The organism is Peribacillus sp. ACCC06369, assembly GCF_030348945.1.
Classification (GTDB): domain Bacteria; phylum Bacillota; class Bacilli; order Bacillales; family DSM-1321; genus Peribacillus.
This window is the reverse complement of sequence record NZ_JAUCEN010000002.1, coordinates 2,842,267-2,864,385: the sequence shown is the minus strand read 5'-3', so window position 1 is coordinate 2,864,385 and position 22,119 is coordinate 2,842,267. Positions and strand designations below refer to the sequence as shown.

General features: G+C 38.8%; 24 protein-coding genes. 16 read left to right on the top strand and 8 right to left on the bottom strand.

Features of this window, described 5'->3' with window-relative positions; translation table 11 throughout:
• Positions 1–32: 32 nt before the first annotated feature.
• Both QUF78_RS14730 and QUF78_RS14725 read right to left on the bottom strand, forming a co-directional pair.
• On the bottom strand, positions 33–233 hold the full coding sequence (locus tag QUF78_RS14730) for a cold-shock protein (RefSeq protein WP_029714163.1): 201 nt from the start codon (positions 231–233) through the stop codon (positions 33–35).
• 184 nt (positions 234–417) lie between these two features.
• A complete protein-coding gene (locus QUF78_RS14725) occupies positions 418–1,374 on the bottom strand; it encodes a D-2-hydroxyacid dehydrogenase (protein ID WP_289325242.1) in 957 nt (318 codons plus the stop codon).
• A 120-nt stretch (positions 1,375–1,494) separates the two neighbouring features.
• Between QUF78_RS14725 and QUF78_RS14720 the strand changes: the two genes are divergently transcribed.
• The 5 genes from QUF78_RS14720 (at position 1,495) to QUF78_RS14700 (ending at position 7,200) form a co-directional block, all read left to right on the top strand.
• Positions 1,495–2,043, top strand: coding sequence for a GNAT family N-acetyltransferase (locus QUF78_RS14720; protein ID WP_289325241.1), 549 nt, complete (start codon positions 1,495–1,497; stop codon positions 2,041–2,043).
• Positions 2,044–2,242: 199 nt separating this feature from the next.
• Positions 2,243–3,700 (top strand): CoA-acylating methylmalonate-semialdehyde dehydrogenase, encoded by a 1,458-nt coding sequence (locus QUF78_RS14715; protein ID WP_289325240.1) that lies wholly within the window; start codon positions 2,243–2,245, stop codon positions 3,698–3,700.
• 70 nt (positions 3,701–3,770) lie between these two features.
• Entirely contained in the window at positions 3,771–5,111 is a 1,341-nt protein-coding gene (locus QUF78_RS14710) for an aspartate aminotransferase family protein (RefSeq protein WP_289325239.1), read from the top strand.
• A gap of 583 nt (positions 5,112–5,694) precedes the next feature.
• Positions 5,695–6,309 carry an NUDIX hydrolase gene (locus tag QUF78_RS14705; RefSeq protein ID WP_289325238.1) on the top strand — a complete coding sequence of 205 codons (615 nt, stop codon included), beginning with the start codon at positions 5,695–5,697 and terminating at the stop codon, positions 6,307–6,309.
• 93 nt (positions 6,310–6,402) lie between these two features.
• Positions 6,403–7,200, top strand: a complete 798-nt coding sequence (locus tag QUF78_RS14700) for an endonuclease I family protein (protein ID WP_289325237.1) — start codon at positions 6,403–6,405, stop codon at positions 7,198–7,200.
• 66 nt (positions 7,201–7,266) lie between these two features.
• On the opposite strand, the gene QUF78_RS14695 is transcribed toward QUF78_RS14700, so the two are convergent.
• From QUF78_RS14695 to QUF78_RS14685, 3 genes are all read right to left on the bottom strand, one after another.
• Positions 7,267–8,325, bottom strand: coding sequence for a lactonase family protein (locus QUF78_RS14695; RefSeq protein ID WP_289325236.1), 1,059 nt, complete (start codon positions 8,323–8,325; stop codon positions 7,267–7,269).
• 145 nt (positions 8,326–8,470) lie between these two features.
• On the bottom strand, positions 8,471–10,234 hold the full coding sequence (gene ade / locus QUF78_RS14690; protein WP_289325235.1) for an adenine deaminase: 1,764 nt from the start codon (positions 10,232–10,234) through the stop codon (positions 8,471–8,473).
• A 32-nt stretch (positions 10,235–10,266) separates the two neighbouring features.
• Positions 10,267–10,719 carry a nucleoside deaminase gene (locus tag QUF78_RS14685; RefSeq protein WP_289318367.1) on the bottom strand — a complete coding sequence of 151 codons (453 nt, stop codon included), beginning with the start codon at positions 10,717–10,719 and terminating at the stop codon, positions 10,267–10,269.
• A gap of 260 nt (positions 10,720–10,979) precedes the next feature.
• On the opposite strand from QUF78_RS14685, the gene QUF78_RS14680 reads away from it, so the two are divergent.
• The 10 genes from QUF78_RS14680 (at position 10,980) to QUF78_RS14635 (ending at position 18,536) form a co-directional block, all read left to right on the top strand.
• The gene (locus QUF78_RS14680) at positions 10,980–11,882 is read left to right on the top strand and encodes an AEC family transporter (RefSeq protein WP_289327324.1); all 903 of its coding nucleotides are present in this window, start codon (positions 10,980–10,982) and stop codon (positions 11,880–11,882) included.
• Between the two features lie 337 nt (positions 11,883–12,219).
• Positions 12,220–12,630: a hypothetical protein gene (locus QUF78_RS14675; RefSeq protein WP_289325234.1), complete on the top strand. Its 411-nt coding sequence runs from the start codon at positions 12,220–12,222 to the stop codon at positions 12,628–12,630.
• Positions 12,631–13,067: 437 nt separating this feature from the next.
• A complete protein-coding gene (locus QUF78_RS14670) occupies positions 13,068–13,796 on the top strand; it encodes an amino acid ABC transporter ATP-binding protein (RefSeq protein WP_289316246.1) in 729 nt (242 codons plus the stop codon).
• 22 nt (positions 13,797–13,818) lie between these two features.
• On the top strand, positions 13,819–14,646 hold the full coding sequence (locus QUF78_RS14665) for a transporter substrate-binding domain-containing protein (protein WP_289325233.1): 828 nt from the start codon (positions 13,819–13,821) through the stop codon (positions 14,644–14,646).
• Between the two features lie 102 nt (positions 14,647–14,748).
• Positions 14,749–15,387, top strand: a complete 639-nt coding sequence (locus tag QUF78_RS14660) for an amino acid ABC transporter permease (RefSeq protein WP_289325232.1) — start codon at positions 14,749–14,751, stop codon at positions 15,385–15,387.
• 14 nt (positions 15,388–15,401) lie between these two features.
• Positions 15,402–16,052 carry an amino acid ABC transporter permease gene (locus QUF78_RS14655; RefSeq protein ID WP_289325231.1) on the top strand — a complete coding sequence of 217 codons (651 nt, stop codon included), beginning with the start codon at positions 15,402–15,404 and terminating at the stop codon, positions 16,050–16,052.
• A 718-nt stretch (positions 16,053–16,770) separates the two neighbouring features.
• Entirely contained in the window at positions 16,771–17,052 is a 282-nt protein-coding gene (locus QUF78_RS14650; RefSeq protein ID WP_289325230.1) for a DUF4190 domain-containing protein, read from the top strand.
• A 109-nt stretch (positions 17,053–17,161) separates the two neighbouring features.
• Positions 17,162–17,500 (top strand): type II toxin-antitoxin system HicB family antitoxin, encoded by a 339-nt coding sequence (locus tag QUF78_RS14645; protein WP_289325229.1) that lies wholly within the window; start codon positions 17,162–17,164, stop codon positions 17,498–17,500.
• A gap of 345 nt (positions 17,501–17,845) precedes the next feature.
• The gene (locus QUF78_RS14640) at positions 17,846–18,298 is read left to right on the top strand and encodes a nucleoside 2-deoxyribosyltransferase (protein WP_353957944.1); all 453 of its coding nucleotides are present in this window, start codon (positions 17,846–17,848) and stop codon (positions 18,296–18,298) included.
• Between the two features lie 106 nt (positions 18,299–18,404).
• Positions 18,405–18,536 carry a hypothetical protein gene (locus QUF78_RS14635; protein ID WP_289325228.1) on the top strand — a complete coding sequence of 44 codons (132 nt, stop codon included), beginning with the start codon at positions 18,405–18,407 and terminating at the stop codon, positions 18,534–18,536.
• Between the two features lie 395 nt (positions 18,537–18,931).
• On the opposite strand, the gene QUF78_RS14630 is transcribed toward QUF78_RS14635, so the two are convergent.
• Entirely contained in the window at positions 18,932–19,678 is a 747-nt protein-coding gene (locus QUF78_RS14630; protein WP_289325227.1) for a L,D-transpeptidase family protein, read from the bottom strand.
• A 219-nt stretch (positions 19,679–19,897) separates the two neighbouring features.
• Between QUF78_RS14630 and QUF78_RS14625 the strand changes: the two genes are divergently transcribed.
• Positions 19,898–20,350, top strand: coding sequence for a YueI family protein (locus QUF78_RS14625; protein ID WP_289325226.1), 453 nt, complete (start codon positions 19,898–19,900; stop codon positions 20,348–20,350).
• A gap of 353 nt (positions 20,351–20,703) precedes the next feature.
• On the opposite strand, the gene QUF78_RS14620 is transcribed toward QUF78_RS14625, so the two are convergent.
• On the bottom strand, positions 20,704–21,771 hold the full coding sequence (locus QUF78_RS14620; RefSeq protein ID WP_289325225.1) for an AI-2E family transporter: 1,068 nt from the start codon (positions 21,769–21,771) through the stop codon (positions 20,704–20,706).
• Positions 21,772–21,922: 151 nt separating this feature from the next.
• Positions 21,923–22,075 (bottom strand): hypothetical protein, encoded by a 153-nt coding sequence (locus QUF78_RS14615; protein WP_289325224.1) that lies wholly within the window; start codon positions 22,073–22,075, stop codon positions 21,923–21,925.
• Between the last annotated feature and the right edge of the window lie 44 nt (positions 22,076–22,119).

Here is a 22,119-nt window from a genome sequence, read left to right as displayed (position 1 = left end):
ACAAGTAGAGTCCGTTATATATTGTATTAAAATTATGCTTTTTGAACGTTAGTAGCTTGGGGTCCACGTTGACCTTGCTCAACTTCAAAAGTAACTTCTTGACCTTCGTCTAATGATTTGAATCCTTCGCTTTGGATAGCTGAGAAATGTACGAATACATCGTCTCCGTTTTCGCGTTCGATGAAGCCAAATCCTTTTTCTGCGTTAAACCATTTTACTTTACCTTGTTCCATTGTTGTTGCCTCCTAGTGTGAATCCACACATTGTGTTACTACCCTTGCTCAATCATTAGACGAAAAGTGTTTCACTTATCAATCTTCCCGAACAAAAATAATTCTTTTTAAATATAACAGATAATGTCGGAATCTGCAAGCAAACAAAGTAAGATTATTTATTGTGCATGGTGTTTTACAATTCTTAATACCCTTTTCTGTAATCAAGTAAATTAATTGAGGGGTGTTTACCATTTAGGTAATTCTCTAAATTCGGCATGAAAATATCCTGAATAAGCCGTTGGTCGTAATATTCCGTATTACCGGATGTGTGCGGCGTGATGATTACATTGTCCATCTCCCATAATGGGCTCTTCCCAGGAAGTGGCTCCGTTTCAAACACATCAAGTCCAGCACCAGCAATATCTTTGTCCTTGAGAGCTTGGACCAATTCGTTTTGAATAACGAGATTTCCCCTTCCTATATTAATGAAAAAAGCGGAAGGCTTCATTAGTCGGAATTCGTTTTTCCCGAACATATTCCGTGTTTCTGGGGTCAATGGTAATGTCACGACAATATAATCGCACTTAGGAAGGAGATCATTCAATTGATTTTGTGTGAACATCTCATCGACAAATTCTTCAGATTTACCGGAATGGCGCATTCCTAATACGGACATGCCAAAAGCCTTGGCAATTTTAGCTGTTTCCTTTCCGATTTTTCCAACACCGATGATCCCGATGGTCTTTTCATGAATTTCCTGCTTCATATTTGCGTGATGCCAAGTCTTCACCTGCTGTTGCTTAATATATGTATCTATTTTTCTTGTTAAAGCAAGCATTAACGCGAAAATGGTTTCTGAAATGGGATAGGCATGGACGCCATTTGCAGTTGTAATCTGCACGTTCTTTTGTTCCAAACTTTCCAGGGGTAAGGCATTCACTCCGGCACTCCATGTCTGGATCCATTTTACTTCGCTTGCATCGATGGATTCAGCCATTTCCGTTTTCCAGCCTGCGATTACTTCAACATCGGCTAGATGATCCTTCCATATTTCCGGAGATCTTCCGGTGATGACAGTCCACTCGGGAACCAATTCTTTAATCTTCTGTAATAAGAGCACATTCAAGTTTTGGCTTATTATGAGTTTTCTTTTTGGCATAATTATCCTCCGTAATCATTTTTCTGAATTATACGTAAGTTTCAATAATTTTTCAATTGAGAAAGAGATTGGTTAACAATCTTGTTATAATACTGATAATAAATGGAATGGGGTGTAATCATGAACGTGAAAGACATATATGGACAGCTGCCTATTATAGAATCAAAACGGTTGGTTATGAGGAAAGTCACCATGAGTGATGCAGAAAACATGTTCGCGTATGCATCCAACAGTGAAGTTTCCCGCTACGTAACATGGGAAGCCCATCGTTCCCTAAGTGATACAAAGGATTTTATCAGATTCATCCTACAAAATTATGAGGATAAGAAAATCGCTCCATGGGGCATACAACACAAGGAAAGTGGTAAGTTGATTGGTACTATTGACTTTGTTTCATGGCAGGTTAATCATCATAGTGCCGAAATCGGGTATGTATTGGCACCCGAATATTGGGGGAGTGGCTTAATGACTGAGGCTGCCCAAAAGATAATTGCCTTTGGCTTCGAAAATATGAACCTGGTTCGAATACAAGCACGCTGCTTCGTTGAAAATTTTGGTTCAGAGCGAGTCATGCAAAAGGCGGGTATGTCTTTTGAGGGAGTCATAAGAAAAGGAATGTTTGTTAAGGGAAAGCATCAAGACCTAAAGCTATACTCCATTATTAAATGATGGGTGTGAGGGCTTCCGGTAAAGGGAAAGTACAAAGGAGATTCTACATGGTGAATTCTTTTCATGAATATAGGAAAATCAAAAACAAACAATATGTGCAAATATTGAATTAAAAACTATACAAAACGTCTAATGTAAAAAGTCCGTTTGAAAAATATAATGAAACTATGAAATCGTGTTGAAATGGAGGGTTTCTTTAATGGCAGTTATCAATGATGTAGAAACGTTGAAAAATTATATCGGTGGCAAATGGGTGGATTCCTCAACATCGAAACATGAAGAAGTGCCAAATCCGGCAACAGGAGAAGCTTTGGCAATCGTACCCCTTTCCACAAGGGAAGATGTAAACCAAGCGGTTAAGGTTGCTAAAAATGCGTATAAAGAATGGAAAAAGGTGGCCGTGCCAAAAAGGGCGCGCTTCTTATTCCGTTACCAGCAATTATTGATAGAACACTGGGATGAACTGGCAAAGCTGGTCACGATTGAAAATGGAAAAAGCTATACAGAAGCATATGGTGAGGTTCAACGTGGGATTGAATGCGTGGAGTTCGCTGCAGGTGCGCCTACCTTAATGATGGGCAGTCAACTTCCTGACATTTCTCCAGGCATTGAATCTGGCATGTACCGTTATCCAATGGGTGTCGTTGCCGGGATTACGCCGTTTAATTTCCCGATGATGGTGCCATGTTGGATGTTCCCGCTTGCAATAGCCTGTGGCAATACGTTTATTTTAAAACCTTCAGAACGGACACCGCTCTTAGCCAACCGTCTTGTAGAATTATTGACGGAAGCCGGTGTTCCGGATGGTGTCGTCAATATTGTCCATGGTGCCCATGATGTCGTGAACGGGATTTTGGAACATGAAGACATTAAAGCGGTATCTTTTGTAGGATCCCAGCCTGTCGCAGAGTATGTTTACAAAACGGCAGCTGCCAATAAAAAACGTGTCCAGGCTTTATCAGGAGCGAAAAACCATTCAATCGTCATGCCTGATGCAGACCTGGAAAATGCGGTAACGAACATAACCAATGCCGCTTTCGGATCTGCAGGCGAGCGCTGCATGGCTGCATCGGTGGTAGTTGCAGTGGGAGAAGTGGGAGATTCGCTCGTTGAGAGATTAAAGGCTGCAGCGGATGACATCAAGATTGGAAATGGAATGGATAAGGGCGTTTTCCTTGGACCCGTGATCCGTGATACACATAAAAAGAGAACAGAACAATATATTGAAATTGGGGAAAAAGAAGGAGCTGTCCTCCTTCGTGATGGCAGGAATGAAGGCGATCAGGAAAATGGCTATTACGTTGGACCGACATTATTTGATCATGTAAATACAAACATGAAAATATGGAGTGATGAAATTTTTGCCCCTGTCTTATCCATAGTACGGGTTAATACCCTTGAAGAAGCAATCGATTTGACCAATCAATCCGAATTTGCCAATGGTGCCTGCCTCTATACGGATAGTGCAAAAGCCATCCGGGAATTTCGTGAAGAAATTGATGCAGGAATGCTTGGTATTAACCTTGGGGTACCCGCGCCAATGGCATTCTTTCCATTTTCCGGATATAAAAGTTCGTTTTATGGAGACCTTCATGCCAATGGAAAAGACGGAGTGGAATTTTACACTAGAAAGAAAATGTTAACGGCAAGATACTGATATGAAAAAGGGGTCGACGCAGTTTGTGGTCGGCCCTCCTTTATACATTATGATTGGGGGAGTGTGGCTTATGCAGGTTGAAAAACAGGGTCAGGATCTTAAGGCAATGGATGGCAAATATGTTTGGCATCATATGAAAGGGGCTGAACCCAACCCTGGGACAATGGTGGTCAAAAACGGGCAAGGAGCATGGATAACGGATGTTGATGGAAATCGCTACTTGGATGGGATGTCAGGGTTATGGTGTGTCAACGTGGGTTATGGTCGAACGGAACTGGCTGAAGCAGCTTACGAACAGTTGAAGGAACTTCCTTATGCCCCTTTAACGAACAGCCACATTCCGGCTATTAAGCTAGCAGAGAAGTTAAATGAATGGCTGGGTGGGGATTATGTGATTTTCTTCTCTAACAGCGGTTCAGAAGCAAATGAGACTGCTTTTAAAATTGCTCGGCAGTATCATCAGCAAAAAGGTGAACATGGACGTTATAAATTCATTTCCCGTTATCGCGGCTATCATGGAAATTCGATGGGAGCCCTGGCAGCTACCGGGCAGGCGCAGCGGAAGTATAAATATGAACCACTCGCCCCAGGATTTCTTCATGTATCACCGCCTGATACTTACCGAAATCCAGAGGATGAAAGCGGCGAAAAAAGTGCGGCGGAAATTGACCGTACCATTACATGGGAGTTGAGCGAAACGGTGGCTGCGGTAATAATGGAACCTATCATCACAGGAGGCGGAGTTTTGATGCCACCTGATGGATATATGAAACGTGTGAAAGAAATTTGTGAGAAAAATGGCGTCCTTCTCATTTCGGATGAGGTCATTTGCGGGTTTGGCCGTACTGGGAAGAAATTCGGATTTATGAACTATGATGTAAAACCGGACATCGTAACAATGGCTAAAGGAATCACAAGCGCTTACCTGCCGTTATCCGCCACAGCCGTCAAACGTGAAATTTATGAAGCATACATCGGTACAGATGATTATGACCGCTTTCGTCATGTAAATACTTTTGGTGGCAATCCAGCTTCCTGTGCCCTTGCTTTGAAGAATATTGAAATATATGAAAATGAAAAACTTATAGAACGTTCTAAAGAGTTAGGGTTTCGCTTGCTGCAAGAATTTGAAGAAATCAAATCTCATCCTAATGTTGGCGATGTGCGTGGGAAAGGTTTGTTGGTAGGAATTGAACTGGTGGAAGATAAAGGGATAAAACAGCCGATCGAACTTTCCAAAATCAATAAAATGATTGCGTCATGCAAAGAAAAGGGGCTGATCATAGGTAAAAATGGTGATACGGTAGCGGGCTTCAATAATGTCCTGACCCTTGCTCCTCCACTTAGCATAACTGAAGAGGACTTCTTATTCATCGTAACGACAGTAAAGCGAGCGCTAACAGAACTATAAATATTACGAACCTCGGGAAATAATAGAATGAGTGGCCACAAATCAGATTTCTGAAAATTCAGTATTAAAGTGGATTTCTATATGTACCTATTAATTTTCTCTTATACATTCGGTTTTGTTAATTAACAAAGATTGGATCCAGACTTTACTTTTTAATTGAGACTGCTGTGTTTCGTTTGAGCACCGTTCAGAACTTTGACCGGTGCTTTTATCTATTGTTAAATGATCCATATGGATGATGTGCATCCCATCAATAGTGAGAAAAACCTATCAGTGATCGCCCATCCACAAATTAGCTAATCACATAGGTTATTAATGAATATATTTTCCCCATGGAAATGAAATGAGAGATTTAGTGTAATGGAAAAAGGTTTAATTCCTCCTTTTCTTGGATGTTAAGGGCCTATATTGTATGAAAAAAACAAGAATATAGAGGTTAAGTAATCTATTATGAATTAAAGGGAACATATTGGAATCGTTTTCCTTGCTTAGTTATAGCGTATGTTTGAAAATGGAATGATAAGAGTGGTAGAAAATAAACCGATCTCATATCGTCAATATTCCGTCAGAAGAGGTGAGGGACATGAAAACTGAAGATATAACAAAAAAACTCACATTACATACCCCTGAAATTTTAGGGAGTGGGAATTTTTCAAAGTATGCCGTATTGGTACCCCTAATAGAGAAGGAGGATGGAATACACGTTCTATTTGAAGAGCGTTCACACAAACTGAGGAGGCAGCCAGGGGATATCTGTTTTCCAGGCGGTAAAATAGACAAGTTGGACCATGATGAACAGGCGGCTGCACTAAGGGAGACATACGAGGAACTTAATTTAAATAAAGAAGATATCTATAATGTCTTTCCAATTGATTATTTGGTATCTCCTTTTGGCATGATTGTTTATCCTTATGCAGGATTTGTTCGTGACCATCAACGGATAATACCTAATCCAGCTGAGGTAGAAACCATTTTTACGGTCCCGCTATCCTTTTTCATGGAAAAACCGCCAGAGATATTTCATGTGAAGTATAAAGTGGAACCACATGAAAACTTCCCCCATGATTTAATCTTTGGCGGAGAGAATTATAAATGGCAGCCAAAACAGATGGAAGAATATTTTTACTTATATAACGATCGTGTAATCTGGGGAATGACAGCAAAAATCCTTACCCATTTTATTGAAATTCTTCGTTAGACCCTTCTAAAGCACCTTTTTTTTTCGTTCGATTTCTATTAAACTTTATATATGGTAAAAGTTAGGTTTTAATAGAAGTGGGGAGATGAGTGGATGAAGAATAGTTTTGAAGTACTTGAAAAAGAACGGGCAATGGCAATGGCTGCGTTTGTGAACTTCAATGAAAACCGCGAATACTATGATGAATCCAAAGATCAGGAACTTAAGCGTGTATACTATCAAGATGATTCCTTGGACCGAGAAGGATTGAAGGACCTGCTTGTGACAACCCATAAAAACCAGCTGAACTACTCACCACATCGTCATGTTTACCCTTGGGTGGACTTACAGGAAAATGGCAAACTGAAAAGTCTGTATTCCGGTAAAGGAATGGATCCTGTGGAAGTCATTGAGGAAGATATCCGTATACTTGAAGTGTTGTCAAGAGGCATTGAATCAACAAAGATGGACAACATGCTCGTTAATTGTGAACATGTCGTACCTCAATCATGGTTCAATAAAAAAGAACCGATGAGGGGAGATTTGCACCATCTGTTTGCTTGTGAACCAACTTGTAACAGCAGCCGGAGTAACTTTCCATACTATGATTTTGAGGATTATATCCCAGAAGCATCGGCTGCCGGTATAAAGGCGGGTTGCGGGAAATCTGATGAAGGTAAATTCGAACCTGAATATGGAAAAGGTATCGTAGCGAGAGCTACCATGTATTTTTTATTAAGATATGAGGGAATCATCGATAGCGGCAAAATTAACCTGGCACTGCTTTTGGAATGGCACCGGCTTTTTCCGGTCAGCATTTATGAAAAACATAGAAACCAGGCTATACATGAAATTCAGGGTAATCGAAACCCATTTATAGATTTTCCGGAAATGGCGGAGAAATGGAATTAAAGAAGGATTTATAAAAAAAGGGATTGAAGCTGTGGTAAAAGCTTCAATCCTTTTTTAATTATAGAACTAAAGGAATTTTACACAAACAGGGAAGGGAACTTGAACATCTTTTTGCAACAATGTTAATTTTCCGTCCTGTTCATTCCGTGCAAATAGTGTCAGGTTTCCTGATTGTTCATTAGAAGCGATCAGGAATTTTCCGCTTGGGTCCAATGAAAAATCACGTGGCCAATGTCCTTCGGTAGAAACCAGTTCCACGAATGCCAGTTTGCCTGTTTCTTGATGGATTTGGTAAACGGCAATACTATCATGTCCGCGGTTTGCGGCATAAATGAATTTCCCGTCATCTGAAATATGAATGGCGCTTCCTTGGTTATTTTCCTTGAAATCTTCCGGAACGGTCCGAACAGTTTGCAATTCAGAAAAGCTTCCCGATAGACTATCGAAGCTCAAAACAATGACTTCCGGTACAAGTTCTGCCATGACATACGCAAATTTTCCGTTTGGGTGGAAGGTCAAATGCCGCGGTCCGCTGCCGGGAGCAACAGATAAACTGTTTACTTCTTCCAAAACCCCATTATGTATTTTATAGGTTATTACTTTATCTATTCCGAGGTCGACTACAGCAATGAACCTTTCATCCGGTGTGAAACCAGCGAAGTGAGTGTGTGCTTTTTCCTGACGTTCTTCATTCGGTCCTTGACCCTCATGTTGAATGGTGGATGATACTGGCAAAGGGGTCGCATTGTCATGAAGCGGATATGATTCAATCAGGCCATCTCCATAACTGGAAGTGATCAAGACCTGTTTCTTGCTGTCGACACTTATATGGCAGGAAGAGCCATTCGGTGTCAATTGTTGGCCCAAGAAGGTAAGTTCACCCGATTCTTCATTAATCGAATAGGAAGAAACCCCACCGCTGCCCGCTTCTTTTAAAATGGCGTAGAGATTCTTTTTGTCCTGGCTGATGGCGACATAAGTCGGATCAGTTAATTCTGCTGCAAGAACCGGTGTACTGAGTTTTCCTTCTGCTGTATCTAAAGTAAAGCGATAAATACCTTTGCTGTTTCCTTTTGTGTAAGTGCCAATATATCCAATGATGGTCTGTTGATCATGTTTTGCCATATTTATCTCCTCCAAGAAAGATTTGTGTTTTTTTTATTTTAACATAGATGATACCGATTATATCCTTTTCCCGATTTAAGTTGAGTTATAACATTATTCATATAGAAATTTTGGGGGTGAATGGGAGAAACCCCCGGGTAGGGGGTCAAAGTAGATTGAACTTATCGGCAGGCGTAACGGCTTCAATAGGAATATGCCTAAACTCAGTAACGGAAAATAAGCCCTGATCCGTCAGTTTAATTTCCGGGATGACAGGTAACGCCAAGAACGCAAGTGTAAGGAAAGGGTTGAAATGCCTGTTGGCACCGAGTTTCAAAAGGGCTTCATCGATTCGTTTCAATGAATGAACCACATCCATATATGTGCATTCACTCATCAATCCAGCTATTGGAAGGGGAAGGGAAGCTAGTATTTTCCCATTTTGGATTACGGCCAATCCACCCTGCATCTTTTTGATTTCCTTTGCTGCCCTTAGCATATCTTGGTCATTCGTGCCGGCAATGATTAAATTATGTGAATCATGGGCTACTGTAGTGGCAATTGCGCCTGATTTCAAACCAAGCCCTTTGACGATTCCAAGACCTAATTGTTTGGTCATATGATGCCGTTCAATAACTGCTAGTTTTATATGATCAACATGTTCAGAGAACTGGAATAGACCATCACGATTAAGTGTAACCGGTTCAATCGAATGCTTTGTAATCAAACTGTTTGGAGTAATCTCAATAATATTAGCAAGATTATTTTTAAAAGGTATCGCCAAATCATCTTCCGTTATTTCATGAAATTTAACGGAGTGCTTCAAACCGTCGTCAATAACCTGTTCCTTTTCAGGAAAGTTCAGTAATCGATTATTTTGGACCATAGGTTTTCCCTCTTTAAAGACCGAATGGATGATGATTGTATCGAGATCATCTAATAGAAGGAAGTCTGCCTTGTATCCGGGTGCTATAGCACCGTGTTCCTTTAAACCAAAACATTCTGCAGCATTGATGGTCGCCATTTGAATCGCGGTAATTGGTGGGATACCATTTTCTATGGAAAGTCGAACGTTGTGATCGATACTTCCTTCAGAAACAATATCATCGAGGTGCCGGTCATCGGTGACGAATAAACAACGGCGGGAGTTCAGCTCATTAATGGCTGGAACCAGGTTTAATAAATCTTTGGCAACAGTACCTTCCCTGATCATAAGATACATTCCTTTTCGCAGTCTTTCTTTTGCCTCTTCCGCTGTAGTGCATTCATGATCCGTTTTAATGCCGGCACTCATATAAACATTGAGCTGTTGTTCGGATAATCCAGCTGCATGGCCATCTATGCTTTTGCCTAGTCTATTTGCATCGTATAATTTTTGCAGCATATCATCCTCCGTATGTGAAACAGCCGGGAAATTCATAACTTCGGCTAAACCAAGCACTTTCGGGTTTTGATAAAATGAATTTAGATCTTCACTTCTTAAGACAGCGCCAGAATGTTCAAACTCCGTAGCAGGTACACAAGATGGCATCATGAAGTAGAAGTCAAAAGGAAGTTGGCCGGATTGTTCAATCATATAATGAATGCCCTTTTTACCGGAAACATTGGCTATTTCATGAGGATCCGCAACGATGCTGGTCACACCATGTAAAAGGAGGATTTTTGCGAGTTCAGAAGGCCTGACCATCGAAGATTCAATGTGGACATGGCCATCAATGAAAGAAGGGGATACGAATTTTCCAGCAGCATCAATTTCTGAAATACCCTCATAACTCCCAATGCCAGCAATAAAACCATCGACAATGGCAATATCGCCTGAATAGGTATCACCATTGAATACATTTATAATTTGCCCGTTTTTAATGACGCAGTCTGCAGGCGTTTTGCCTGCGGCGACGTCTATTCTCCTTTTAAGCAAGTTTTTTTTCATATTCGTAACCCCTTTGGCAAAGATATAACATATTAATATTTTACTTTTTCAATATGGGTCTCCCATGTCCGGAATGGTAAATCGTGGTCATTGAAAGACATTTGTTCCATTTTAATAGTGCGGTTTTTCATTGGCAGGGCAAGTTCTTGGTATATAAAGTGATCATCAAAACCAATAAGTGCAGCGTCTTCTTTAGTGCATGAGTAATAAATGGCTTTTGGACGTGCCCAATAAATGGCACCGATGCACATTGGACAAGGTTCGCAGCTAGTGTATATTTCACAATCTGTAAGCTGGAAGCTATTGAGATTCCTGCATGCATCACGTATCGCCTGTACTTCGGCGTGAGCTGTGGGATCGTTGGCTGTTGTCACATTATTACATCCTCTTCCTACAACTTTGCCGTCTTTTACGATTATAGCACCGAAAGGTCCACCGTTCTTTGCCAATACATTTTCATTTGCTAGCCGAACGGCCATCTCCATGAATTTTACATCCACTAAAAAAACACCCCTTCATTTATTAATAAATCAATTGTGTTGATGTTACGTTTTTTAACGTAAATATAATAAATAATATACCATATATAGACAAAAATTGAATATAATTTTCTGAAAATAAAGAAAAATCATTATATGTTAGAATATATGACGTTAGAATCAGGAACGATTTGAAAGAATTTTTACAAATAATGATAAAACTGATATTGTTAGAAGAAAATCATAGGATTATGAAGGTGAGATGTATGGGATTTTTGGGCGTTCTTTTACCGATATTCGGTATTTTTGTTTTAGGGTACGTCGGTCAGAAAAAGTTTAAACTTGATACAAAATCGATTTCCACGATGGCATTATATTTAATGTCACCTTTTCTTGTGTTCCGAACTTTTTATTCCGCAGAATTTACGATTGATTATTTTTATCTGTTCCTTTTCACGATAGTACTCTGTCTTTCTCTCATACTGGTAGTCTATATCATATCGTTTTTCCGTAATTATTCAGTTACCGAAACAAGCGGCATGATATTGGCATCGGCATTCATGAATAACGGGAATTACGGAACACCAGTCATTTTCCTGTTATTCGGTGCAGCAGGACTCGATTATGCGATCATCCTGATGGTGGGTCAGCAGTTAGTCATGTGCACCATTGGCATCTATTTCGCAGCGAAGGGCAGCCCGGAAGGTAATGGAGTCCAAACAGCGCTTAAAGCAGTATTCAGGATGCCAATCGTGTATGGAGCTATTGCAGGTGCGGTTTTTCAGTTTGTGAAAATTCCATTAAGCAATTCGGTTATGGAAGCTATTAACCTTGTTGCAAATGCAGCAATCCCAACAATTATGATTACACTCGGAATGCAGCTAGCCAACATTTCACTGAGAAAAATTGCCTATCGTAAGCTATCAGTTTCACTTCTTCTTAAACTTGCTGTTTCGCCAGCCATTGCATTCCTGTTATCACTTGCCTTACCAGTGGATGAAATGGTCAGGCATATCATGATTATCGTAGCTGCCATGCCAACGGCGGCCAACACTACGATGTATGCGCTCCAATTCAATACAGAACCTGAATTCGTCTCAAGTGCTACGTTCATTAGTACTTCATTAAGCTTGATTACGCTTCCGATTATCTTTTTCTTTGTATTATAGAAGATTATCATTCTGATTATGCGGGCAAACTTAATATATACACGAGGCGGAGAATTCCTTACAAATGCGCAGGGATCCGGATTACATGCGTTGCCCTTGATGATCAAGTTTAGGCAAATTCCACTTATAGTGAGCAGGTGGAGTAAAGGTTATCATACGCGTCTAGGTTAAGGAACGAAATGATGGCTTTGGATTCCATTTGGATTTATGGGTTAATTAGGAACGGACTTATAGCAGTTTCATTTAATATTGATCAAAGGGTGAGCTTGCTTTTTTTATTTTTCATTAAACTGGCATATACTTTTTAAATGTCATTTTATTAAATTGGAGGGATTTTGTGATCCAGACTAAAATTAAACTAACTAATCCTGAAAAGATTGAAGCCATTTTGAAGGAGATCGTTCAGAAATCCTATCAAGAAGCACTAGAAGAAAAACTCTTGCTATGCATGGAGTGTGGAGATGTGGATTTTTTTATCGCGTATTCAAATAATGAGGAACTTCAAGATGCGATTAATGAAAACTTTGTAATTGATGAATGTGGCGAAATCATGAAATTAGATGAACATCAGGAACTTATGGATGATTTATACGAGTATTTTTTGATCATACATAAGGAAAGTGATTTGTTTGATTTTTATCCAGCAGGTCCATATACTGTGGGTGGGGAAAGCCGGGAATCGGATACGGATATGCTGGCGCCTAGTGGCTTATTTTCAGCACCATTTGAAGATGCTATAAAAGAATGAATGTAAAAGACAGCTTTTGCTGTCTTTTTTTTGTTCGTTCTATAATTGCTATTTCATATCAGGCATTTTGCTTACGGGAAATAAATCCCTTTTTACAAAAATAGGAACCGTTTAGGGGAGATCGATTTAAATATGTGGGTTTTATGGAATATAGCAATAGTATCATAAAATATGTTATTGTTTTTAACAATTTAAAGTTTATATGGTAATTTTAAGTAATATTATATATAATGAATAATGTGAATATTGAATATATTTTTTATATTACTAGTCTAAAATAATAAAAAAAATAACCTTATATTGGGAAATAATAAATGGAGAAAGGATTATACATATAGAAATGATTCGATTTAAGAGAATGCTATATTATGCATTCAGAATTCTGATTATTATCAATTTTCAGACCAAAAGATTGATTATGGGCAGGGAGGCTAATTATGATTGTTTTTGACCGGGTGAATAAGTATTTTGGTGATTTCCATGTATTGAAGGATATTAATCTTACTATTAATAAAGGGGAGGTGGTAGTAGTCATCGGACCGTCAGGATCAGGGAAAAGTACCCTGCTTCGATGCATTAATCGTCTTGAGACCATTTCGGAAGGCTCCCTTTCCGTTAATGGTTTAAATGTAGCGGATAGAAAAACGGACATAAACAAACTGCGGCGGAATATCGGTATGGTTTTCCAGCATTTTCACTTATATCCTCATAAAACCGTGCTCGAGAACATCATGCTTGCACCCAGGAAGGTTTTAGGACAATCAGAAGAGGAAGCGAAAAAGATTGCGCAAAAGTATCTGGAGAAAGTAGGGATTGGAGATAAGGCGAATTCATTTCCTTCCCAGCTTTCGGGTGGACAGCAGCAAAGGGTAGCGATTGCCAGAGGTTTGGCTATGGGGCCTGAAATCATGCTATTTGATGAACCTACCTCAGCCTTGGATCCAGAAATGATTGGCGAGGTACTGGATGTTATGAAAGCACTTGCCCATGAAGGAATGACGATGGTGGTTGTCACGCACGAAATGGGATTTGCCCGTGAAGTAGCGGATCGAATCGTATTCATGGACGAAGGCAGGGTTTTAGAAGAGGCATCACCGGCTGAGTTTTACGCCAATCCTCGTGAAGAGAGGGCTCGTTTATTTCTTAGCCGTATATTAAATCATTAAATAAAAAACAGGGGTGATTAACATGTTGAAGAAAAAGAAATGGTTGAAATTATCTTTGCTATCTTTATTGGCTGTCATTTTATTGGCTGGATGCGGCGGGGGAGAAGATTCAGGCAAAGATAAAGAGGGTGGCGGTAAAGACAAAGAAACGGATGTTCTTGCACAAGTGAAGGATAAGGATAAGATTGTTTTTGGGGTAAAAAATGATACAAGGCTATTTGGATTGAAAAATCCTAGTACTGGAGATGTAGAAGGATTTGATATTGATATCGCCAAAGCTCTTGCAGCAGAAATCCTAGGTGATGAGAATAAAGTTGAATTTAAAGAAGTGACTTCTAAAACAAGGATGGCCTTATTGAATAATGGTGATATCGATGCGATTGTAGCGACCATGACTATCACGGAAGATCGTAAAAAAGAAGTTGACTTCACCGATGTTTACTTTGATGCCGGACAATCCCTGCTAGTCAAAAAAGGCAGCGATATCAAGGGTATTGATAGTTTAAAAGGGAAAAAGGTATTGGCTGTTAAGGGCTCTACTTCTTCCATAAATATCCGTGAAAAGGCTCCTGACGCACAAGTTCTTGAATTTGAAAACTATTCCGAAGCGTTCGCTGCACTTAAATCTGGGCAAGGGGATGCATTGACTACGGATGATTCAATCCTTTATGGTATGGCTGACGAGGATCCAAATTATGAGCTTGTTGGCGGAACATTTACAGACGAGCCTTATGGCATTGCTGTGAAAAAAGGAAATGCTGAGTTTGTTGACGAATTGAATAAAGCCCTTAAGTCACTTAAAGATTCAGGCAAGTACGATGAAATCCATGATAAATGGATTAAACATTAATCATTACCAAATGTAAGGGAAATGACCTTAATTAACATTTGAACATTAGTCTTGTGAGGATGAGCTTTTTGCTCATCCTTACTAGTTAAAGGAGTGTATGCCGTGCTTGATTTCTCCATTTTAACAGAGAATCTGGATATGTATTTATTAGGCTTTAAAAATACGATCATGTCGAGTTTAATCTCATTGGTAGCGAGTTTGCTCCTGGGTGTGCTTGTTGCTATCATGCGGATTGCCCCGATAAAGCCTCTAAACTGGCTTGGAACCGCCTATGTTGAGTTCATTCGGAACATACCTTTATTGATTATTACCTTTTTCTTCTTTCTGGGCCTTAAACTAAGTGGACTATACGCAGGAACATTAGCCCTGACCATTTACACTTCATCTTTCATAGCTGAGGCAATTCGGGCAGGCATTCTTTCTGTGCCAAAGGGTCAAATGGAAGCTGCCCGTTCTTCAGGACTGACATATGGGCAGGCAATGAGGCTCGTCATATTGCCACAGGCAGTTAAAATAGTCATTCCTCCTCTAGGAAACCAATTTATCAATCTAGTTAAGAATTCTTCCATTTTAGCCGTCGTTGCAGGACTGGATCTCATGTACCATGGGGATTTGATTTCTTCAAGTACATTTGTCGTGTTTGATGTATACATTTTCGTTGCAGCGTTTTACTTAATTCTTACCATTCCTTTAAGTCTTGGCGTTGGTTATTTGGAAAAACGTCTGGCAAAGAGTAATTGAGGGAGGTATAAGATATGGATTTTGCAGGTGCCTATACACCGGATAATCTTAAGTTTTTATTAGAAGGATTTTGGGTTACGCTCCAGGTAGCTTTTATATCCATTATTCTAAGTTTCATCATTGGCGGGCTTGTGGGCATAATCCGTTACGCAAAGGTACCGGTGCTATCTCAAATATTAGCCATGATTGTAGAAACGGTACGTAATTTACCGTTGTTATTAATTATATTTTTTACGTATTTTGCTTTACCTGAGGTACGCATTAAACTGGAAATCATTCCAGCGGCCATCGTTGCATTGACAATTTTCGAGTCGGCCATGCTATCTGAAGTAATTCGAAGTGGGCTAAAATCTGTAGATAAAGGGCAAATGGAAGCCGCTCGTTCATCAGGCTTGAGTTATACACAGGCATTGATACATATTATTTTGCCCCAAGCTCTCCGCCGCATGGTTCCTCCTATTGTCAGCCAATTCATATCATTATTAAAGGATACTTCATTAGCGGTTGTCATCTCGTTACCGGAGCTAACTCATCATGGTCAAATTATATATGGGCAAAGTCAAAAGTATTTAATACCTATTTTGATCCTGGTGGCGCTCATGTATTTCATTGTAAACTTTAGTCTGTCTTTGGTAGCCCAGAGGCTTGAATTGAAACGAACCTAAAAAAAACGACTCAGAAATGAGTCGTTTCAGTTTGTCTGCAATTTTTTTATGGTTTGTGCAATTTGGACCTTGATTGGAACTTAAGGCACTCGCTTTCCGCGGGCGGTCAGGGAGCCTCCTCGGCTTGCGCCTGCGGGGTTAATCCCTAAACGGGTTTTCCCGCAGGATTCTCGCCCCTTCCGTTCCAATTTTAAATTTGTTTTTCTTTTAAATTGAATGCGAATAACCCTAAAAAACTGAATACAGACAATAGGATTTGCCGGTCTCGGTTTGTAGACAACATAGGGTTCGGAATGGTCTCATCCCGAATAGCTGTCACGATTTTACCGTGGGAATGATTACAATCATTTCAAAACAAGATTTGGTTATACTTCATGATTATTTATTCATTTATATGTGATGAAACGAAGTTTTCGCCACTCCTGCCGAATAACTGGCTGGCCGAAACCCCACATGAGAGAGGCTTGGCAGACAGTCGGCGGAAAGGGAACGGATTTCTGAAAACTTTTTTTTAACTGCAGACAAACTCAATTTTTTCGAGTTTGTCTACTATCTGAAACGACTCTAAATGAGTCGTTTTTTACATGCATGGATTGGACCAAGTGTATGAAATTCACCGGCAGGAGAGCATGGAATATTAGTGATGAATGAGTAACAAATAATGAATCTTTTCCTTTTAATGACCGTATATATAAGGGGAAGAGAGAAGGTGGAAAATATGTCTGAAATTAAACAAAGCAATAGCAAAGCGATTGTATCATTAATCATGGGGGTATTATCCCTGCTTATTCCATTCATCGGCATCGTATTAGGTATACTAGGTTTAATATTTGCAGCGAAGAGTAAACAAGAAATGAAACTTACTGGTGAAACCGGTAATGGATTGGTGACAGCTGGTAAAGTGTGCAGCATTATTGGAATAATCTTGAATGTTATCGTGATTTTGATTTTCCTGGTGTTTTCTTATTTTGTAGTAAGTACGGACATAACAACTTATTGAATGTAAAAATAAGCTTGACAAACAAAGAAATGTAAATAAACCTATTTTTAATGGAATTTCATGTTATAATTAACTTAAAATCCTAAAAATTGAATGAAGGGATGATATTTTGACCATTCAAATCTTTGAGTATCCAGCTGTATTCTATTATGAAAAACACCCGTTGATTATCGACTCTTTTTCCGTTCAAGTTTGTTTCCCGGATTTTAGGCGAGAAGGAATTATTTCTTCCGTTAGCGGTAGGAATCGGGTAGATGCCTTAGCTTGTGCTCAAGAACTGTTGGAATCCATGGTCGAACATTTTATTCTCGATAAAAAAACAATACCGGATGCGAGTGAAATGGAAAAGGTAAATCTAGATAGGGGAATTAATATATGTGAGGCTGCACCCTTCAGGATTGAAATAGAAAATATCACATATGAAAAATTAAAAAACCTTGCCGGGTAGGGGACAAGGTTTTTATTTTTGGTTTCTTAAAGATTAATCAACATTTTGTTACCCTTAAAGTCAGATTTATAAGAGTAACTCAAAAACATTAATATTTTTACATAAGTATATGTTTTTTTGAGTAAGGGAAGGCGACATTAATAATTGTATTAATGCCAGAATACCCCGTCATATCATTTTTTTAACAAAAGCCATCATTGCCTGGAAAAGGAATGATGGCTTTTGTTTTGCTTAAATGTATGGGACCGAGACTTTGTCCTTAAATTTTTATTTATTTTTGGAAAAGGATATTGCGTTCTTTATAACGAATATGTATAGTATAGGTAACGTAGGTAAAAAGTATCAATAGTTATATATTTTGGAGGTGGATGTGTGAAATATTATATAGCATCAGATGAAAAAAATTTGAAGCAAGTAAGGTCATTGATAAAGAAATTAACTTCAAAAGGATTTACATGTGTGAATGGCGGGAATTTAATTGCGGATGATGAGACTAACCAAATTACGGACGGTATTGGAGAATATGAAAAAAAGGGGATTGAGGAAGCTGATTTTATGCTGATCTTCCTAACTGCAGGTAAAGGTAATCTCTATGAACTTGGATATGCTTTATCGTTAAATAAGAAAATTATTGTGTATTCACCTGAGAAAGACAATTATCATATTAATAAAAAATCAATTTTTCATAATCTGCCTGAGGTAACCATCTGTAGCGGGACATTTTATAAGCTGGTTAAATTGATACATACACTTTCACCTGAAGGATCGGAAAAAAATGATTCACTTCCCCTTAAATAAATGTCAAATGTAAATTAAAGGTACCCTCTAATAAAATATCTTTTGAACGAATTGTTTGATGTATTAAAAGTGAGGGTAAAACCATTAAAAAAGGGAGAGGACTGTTTTGGCCATTATTGATATCGACCAATTATTGTTAGCCACTGAAGCGATTGCAGAAGAATCAGTTCCATTCCATCTTGATACATTTGACATTGACCAACTTTTAGATAAAACGGATTTCTGGAATGGTAAGTAAGCATGCCCTTTGAGGATATGCTTTTTTTCTGAGTGAAATTAACCTGATTACCGGTATGAACATCATACGAGTAATCAGGCAATGAGGATATGTTAAGGAATTGGAAAAAATTAAAACTTGCGCCCTTTTACGAATCCTAAAATCACAAACATTGCGATTGTGCCGATAACAAAAATTGATTTAATAGTCATTATGAGAAGTTCATCGTACATTTTTATATACCTCCTTATATGTAGTGACAGTGCGATTATGATTAGCTGTTTATATATAAATTATAACATAAAGGCAAAAGTGATGGTGGAAAATTACAGCCGGTATGGGTATTAATGTATGGAGTGTTACAGTTTAAACATAAAAAAAGATATCCACTAATCAGTGGATATCAGTAATGATGATTATTTAAGTCCCAGCGCTTTTTTCGTTTTTGGTCCTACGATCCCATCAGAAGTAAGTTTTTTAGACTTTTGAAATTTCTTTACGGCCATTTCGGTATTTTTTCCAAATGCACCATCTATTCCTTTAGTGCTGTATCCAAGTTTAGTTAATCTTTTTTGTAGTTCAATTACTTGGGGCCCCTTACTTCCATTCTTCAGGATAGAGTTGGTAGTATTTACAGGTAAGCTCTCAGATCCGATCACCTTATATCCATTCTTAGCTGCTATGGAAGCAAAAGATTTATTCGAACTGGCAATCAAGACTACAGTGTTCATCCTCACCTTATCGTACAGCCATTGTACATCATCGTTATACATGCGAATACAACCGGCACTTATATATTTCCCAATGGTTTTAGAATCATTATTGCCGTGTATTGCGTACGTATTTCCTGGTGTATTCCGTGCATTTATCCCCATCCATCGTTTACCCAGAGGATTCCTGGGATCTCCGCCTCTAATGTTGCCTTTATAATAGGGACGATTCACTATCTTTGTCACTACCTTGAACTTTCCTTCAGGAGTATAGGAGGGTTTCTTTCCTGTCGCTACGATGAACACCTTCACCAATTTATCATTTTCATAGTAGGCCATTTGATTATTGGCTTTATTGATGATAATCAGTTGTCTCCCTGCTGCACCCGAAGTATTACTGAACCCAATAAAACAAAAGGCGAATATCAATACAAATACAATTAATTTTTTCATTTTCTTCCCCGTCCCTCATTTAAACAACCTAAATTCACGCATATACTATCCTATGCAAGAAGCGAATCTAGAGTGACAATTTTTTAACCGAAGCGTAAACTAAAAAAGGGAAAGTTAACCCAAATCACTTTTTACTTTTATGCATTCCAAAGAATGATGGGCACTATTTATGGCCATATTACATACAATTATTGAAGTGAAAGCGGAGGTGGGAAAGAATTGTCACGCCTAAAAGTGGAGGACTATCTAGAACAAGGAATCTATGGTCCAAAAGAAATCAAGCCTGGTGAACGAAAGGAGTTTCTGGGCACATTAAGGGAGCGCGTCGTCATCGTCTTAAAAAAAAGCCAAGTCTTTGAACTGAATGTATATCCGGAGATTGAGCAAAAGATGAAGCGGCATCCCCATTCAAATTTGTTTTTAAATGGTCAGATGGACTATCAATATCTAGGGAAATATATTAAATTGGCAATGAGTCATAATATTCCTTACAAAATTGTCCTAAACAAAGATCATGACTCCGATTTGGGTCTAGTACTAGCAGAAAAAAATGCAATAAACAAAGAAGAGATTTATATTGAGAAGCAAAATCATGCCATTCAAGTTATAAAAAAGAAAAGTGTCAAAGCGTTTTTCAAACGGTGGGTTAAAAAAGTACTAAACAAACGTTGATAGAACTATAAACGTTCAGTTTGTCGACAAAACGGGGTTCAGAATGGTCTCAATCCCATTCACGATTTTACCTATTGTTTTATATGGGATGAAACCCTCAGGGGCTAGATTGAAGAAATTTGCGACACTCCAGCCGAATAACTGGCTAGCGAGATACCAAAGAAGCTTGCGGCGAGGAGGCTTGGCAGACAGTCGGCGGAAAGGGAGCGGATTTCTAAAAACAACTGGAACGCACATTAAATAAAAAAACTGCAGGCAAACTCGCTTTTCTTCGAGTTTGTCTACAGTCTGAAACTTGATAGAATTATCTTTATTTTTTTTAAAAAAAGACCCCATAAGTCAACCATTCCTAGTTATGTAATCCTATTCCGTAATTTATAAAACTTCCTAAAGTTTCCTATAATCGTTTTTACTACGGAATAAGTAGGAATAGCTATTAAAATGCCAATGAAACCGTATATTGAGCCTGCAGCTAGCAGCAATAAGATAATGGTCAATGGGTGAATGTTAAGCCGTTTTCCCATAATATTCGGTGTAACCAAGTGCCCCTCGACTTGTTGAACGACGGTAAGGACAATGAGTACTTTCACTGCCAACCCAATGTCTTGCTGTAAGGCAATGAAGAGTGCAGGAATGATGCTTATTAACGGACCAAGAAATGGTACAACTGTAAAAATCATGGCGAGTAAGGCTAATGCGAGTGCATAATCGAGACCGATAATCAGGTAGCCAATATACATCAAAGTCCCGATGACGATTGATACGATGAATTGACCGATAATATAAGTTGAAAGGGCTTTATCGACGCCTTTTAAAATCGTGTTCCCCTCTGATTCAACGTCGTTCGGAATATATTTTAAAAGAAAAGGCCTTAGTTTATCTCCATCCTTCAAGAAATAAAATAAAATGAATGGTGTAATGACCAACACTGTTAATACACTAGTGATCGTGGAGAAAATAGAATTGACATTCACCAAGAGTTTCTCTGAGTAATCTTTCAAATGTGTTACCGCTTTTTCTTTCAGGTCTTCCATATTAACCATGCCAAAATCATTTTTTTCAATCATGTATTCAGATTCCTTAGAGAATTCCTTGACTTTGCCGGGGAGGTTTTCTGATAATTTTTTAAATTGGTCCACGATTACAGGACTTCCAAAGTAACTTCCCATCCCGATTGTACAAAAAATAATCAAAAAGACGATGAAAATGCTAACTGTCCTAGGGATAAATTCAGTTAAAAAGTTAACGACGGGCCGTAATAAATAGTATAAAAGCCCAGCCACTATAATAGGGAAAAACATAGCTGCAATGATTTTTTGCAGCGGGAGCAGAACATAATCAATCTTACCTAGTAAAAATATAATTAAAATGATCAAAATTATCGCACATGCATATTTGAAAAACGGTTTATTAATCCACAAGACAATCCCCCCTAAATCCATCTCTTTCTTAATTCCCTTGTTTGGCTGAATGTTAAACAATATAACTTGTTCAGTAAGCTGGTAATCGAATTTCTTTTGCTGTTGAAATTCCCATAGCTAAATAGCAGCAATCAAACGAAGTTGTTATCCATTAAAAAACGTTCCCGTTATTTTCAGAAATCCGCTCCTTTTCCGCCGACTGTCTGCCAATCCTCCTCGCCGCAAGCGTCTTTGGTGTCTCGGCTAGCCAGTTATTCGGCTGGAGGTTCGCAAATTTCTTCAATCTAGCCCCTGAGAGTTTCATCTCATATAAAACAATAAAAAATCATGGAGCAAAACCAAGTCTGG

What these genes read in the sequence shown, in the direction of transcription:
- QUF78_RS14715 (WP_289325240.1), top strand. Translation starts at nt 2,243, where the DNA reads ATGGCAGTTATCAATGATGTAGAAACGTTGAAAAATTATATCGGTGGC.
- ade (WP_289325235.1), bottom strand. Translation starts at nt 10,234, where the DNA reads ATGAAAAAAAACTTGCTTAAAAGGAGAATAGACGTCGCCGCAGGCAAA.
- QUF78_RS14705 (WP_289325238.1), top strand. Translation starts at nt 5,695, where the DNA reads ATGAAAACTGAAGATATAACAAAAAAACTCACATTACATACCCCTGAA.
- QUF78_RS14725 (WP_289325242.1), bottom strand. Translation starts at nt 1,374, where the DNA reads ATGCCAAAAAGAAAACTCATAATAAGCCAAAACTTGAATGTGCTCTTA.
- QUF78_RS14665 (WP_289325233.1), top strand. Translation starts at nt 13,819, where the DNA reads ATGTTGAAGAAAAAGAAATGGTTGAAATTATCTTTGCTATCTTTATTG.
- QUF78_RS14710 (WP_289325239.1), top strand. Translation starts at nt 3,771, where the DNA reads ATGCAGGTTGAAAAACAGGGTCAGGATCTTAAGGCAATGGATGGCAAA.
- QUF78_RS14655 (WP_289325231.1), top strand. Translation starts at nt 15,402, where the DNA reads ATGGATTTTGCAGGTGCCTATACACCGGATAATCTTAAGTTTTTATTA.
- QUF78_RS14630 (WP_289325227.1), bottom strand. Translation starts at nt 19,678, where the DNA reads ATGAAAAAATTAATTGTATTTGTATTGATATTCGCCTTTTGTTTTATT.
- QUF78_RS14700 (WP_289325237.1), top strand. Translation starts at nt 6,403, where the DNA reads ATGAAGAATAGTTTTGAAGTACTTGAAAAAGAACGGGCAATGGCAATG.
- QUF78_RS14695 (WP_289325236.1), bottom strand. Translation starts at nt 8,325, where the DNA reads ATGGCAAAACATGATCAACAGACCATCATTGGATATATTGGCACTTAC.
- QUF78_RS14730 (WP_029714163.1), bottom strand. Translation starts at nt 233, where the DNA reads ATGGAACAAGGTAAAGTAAAATGGTTTAACGCAGAAAAAGGATTTGGC.
- QUF78_RS14685 (WP_289318367.1), bottom strand. Translation starts at nt 10,719, where the DNA reads ATGGAGATGGCCGTTCGGCTAGCAAATGAAAATGTATTGGCAAAGAAC.
- QUF78_RS14650 (WP_289325230.1), top strand. Translation starts at nt 16,771, where the DNA reads ATGTCTGAAATTAAACAAAGCAATAGCAAAGCGATTGTATCATTAATC.
- QUF78_RS14615 (WP_289325224.1), bottom strand. Translation starts at nt 22,075, where the DNA reads ATGAAACTCTCAGGGGCTAGATTGAAGAAATTTGCGAACCTCCAGCCG.
- QUF78_RS14720 (WP_289325241.1), top strand. Translation starts at nt 1,495, where the DNA reads ATGAACGTGAAAGACATATATGGACAGCTGCCTATTATAGAATCAAAA.
- QUF78_RS14670 (WP_289316246.1), top strand. Translation starts at nt 13,068, where the DNA reads ATGATTGTTTTTGACCGGGTGAATAAGTATTTTGGTGATTTCCATGTA.
- QUF78_RS14680 (WP_289327324.1), top strand. Translation starts at nt 10,980, where the DNA reads ATGGGATTTTTGGGCGTTCTTTTACCGATATTCGGTATTTTTGTTTTA.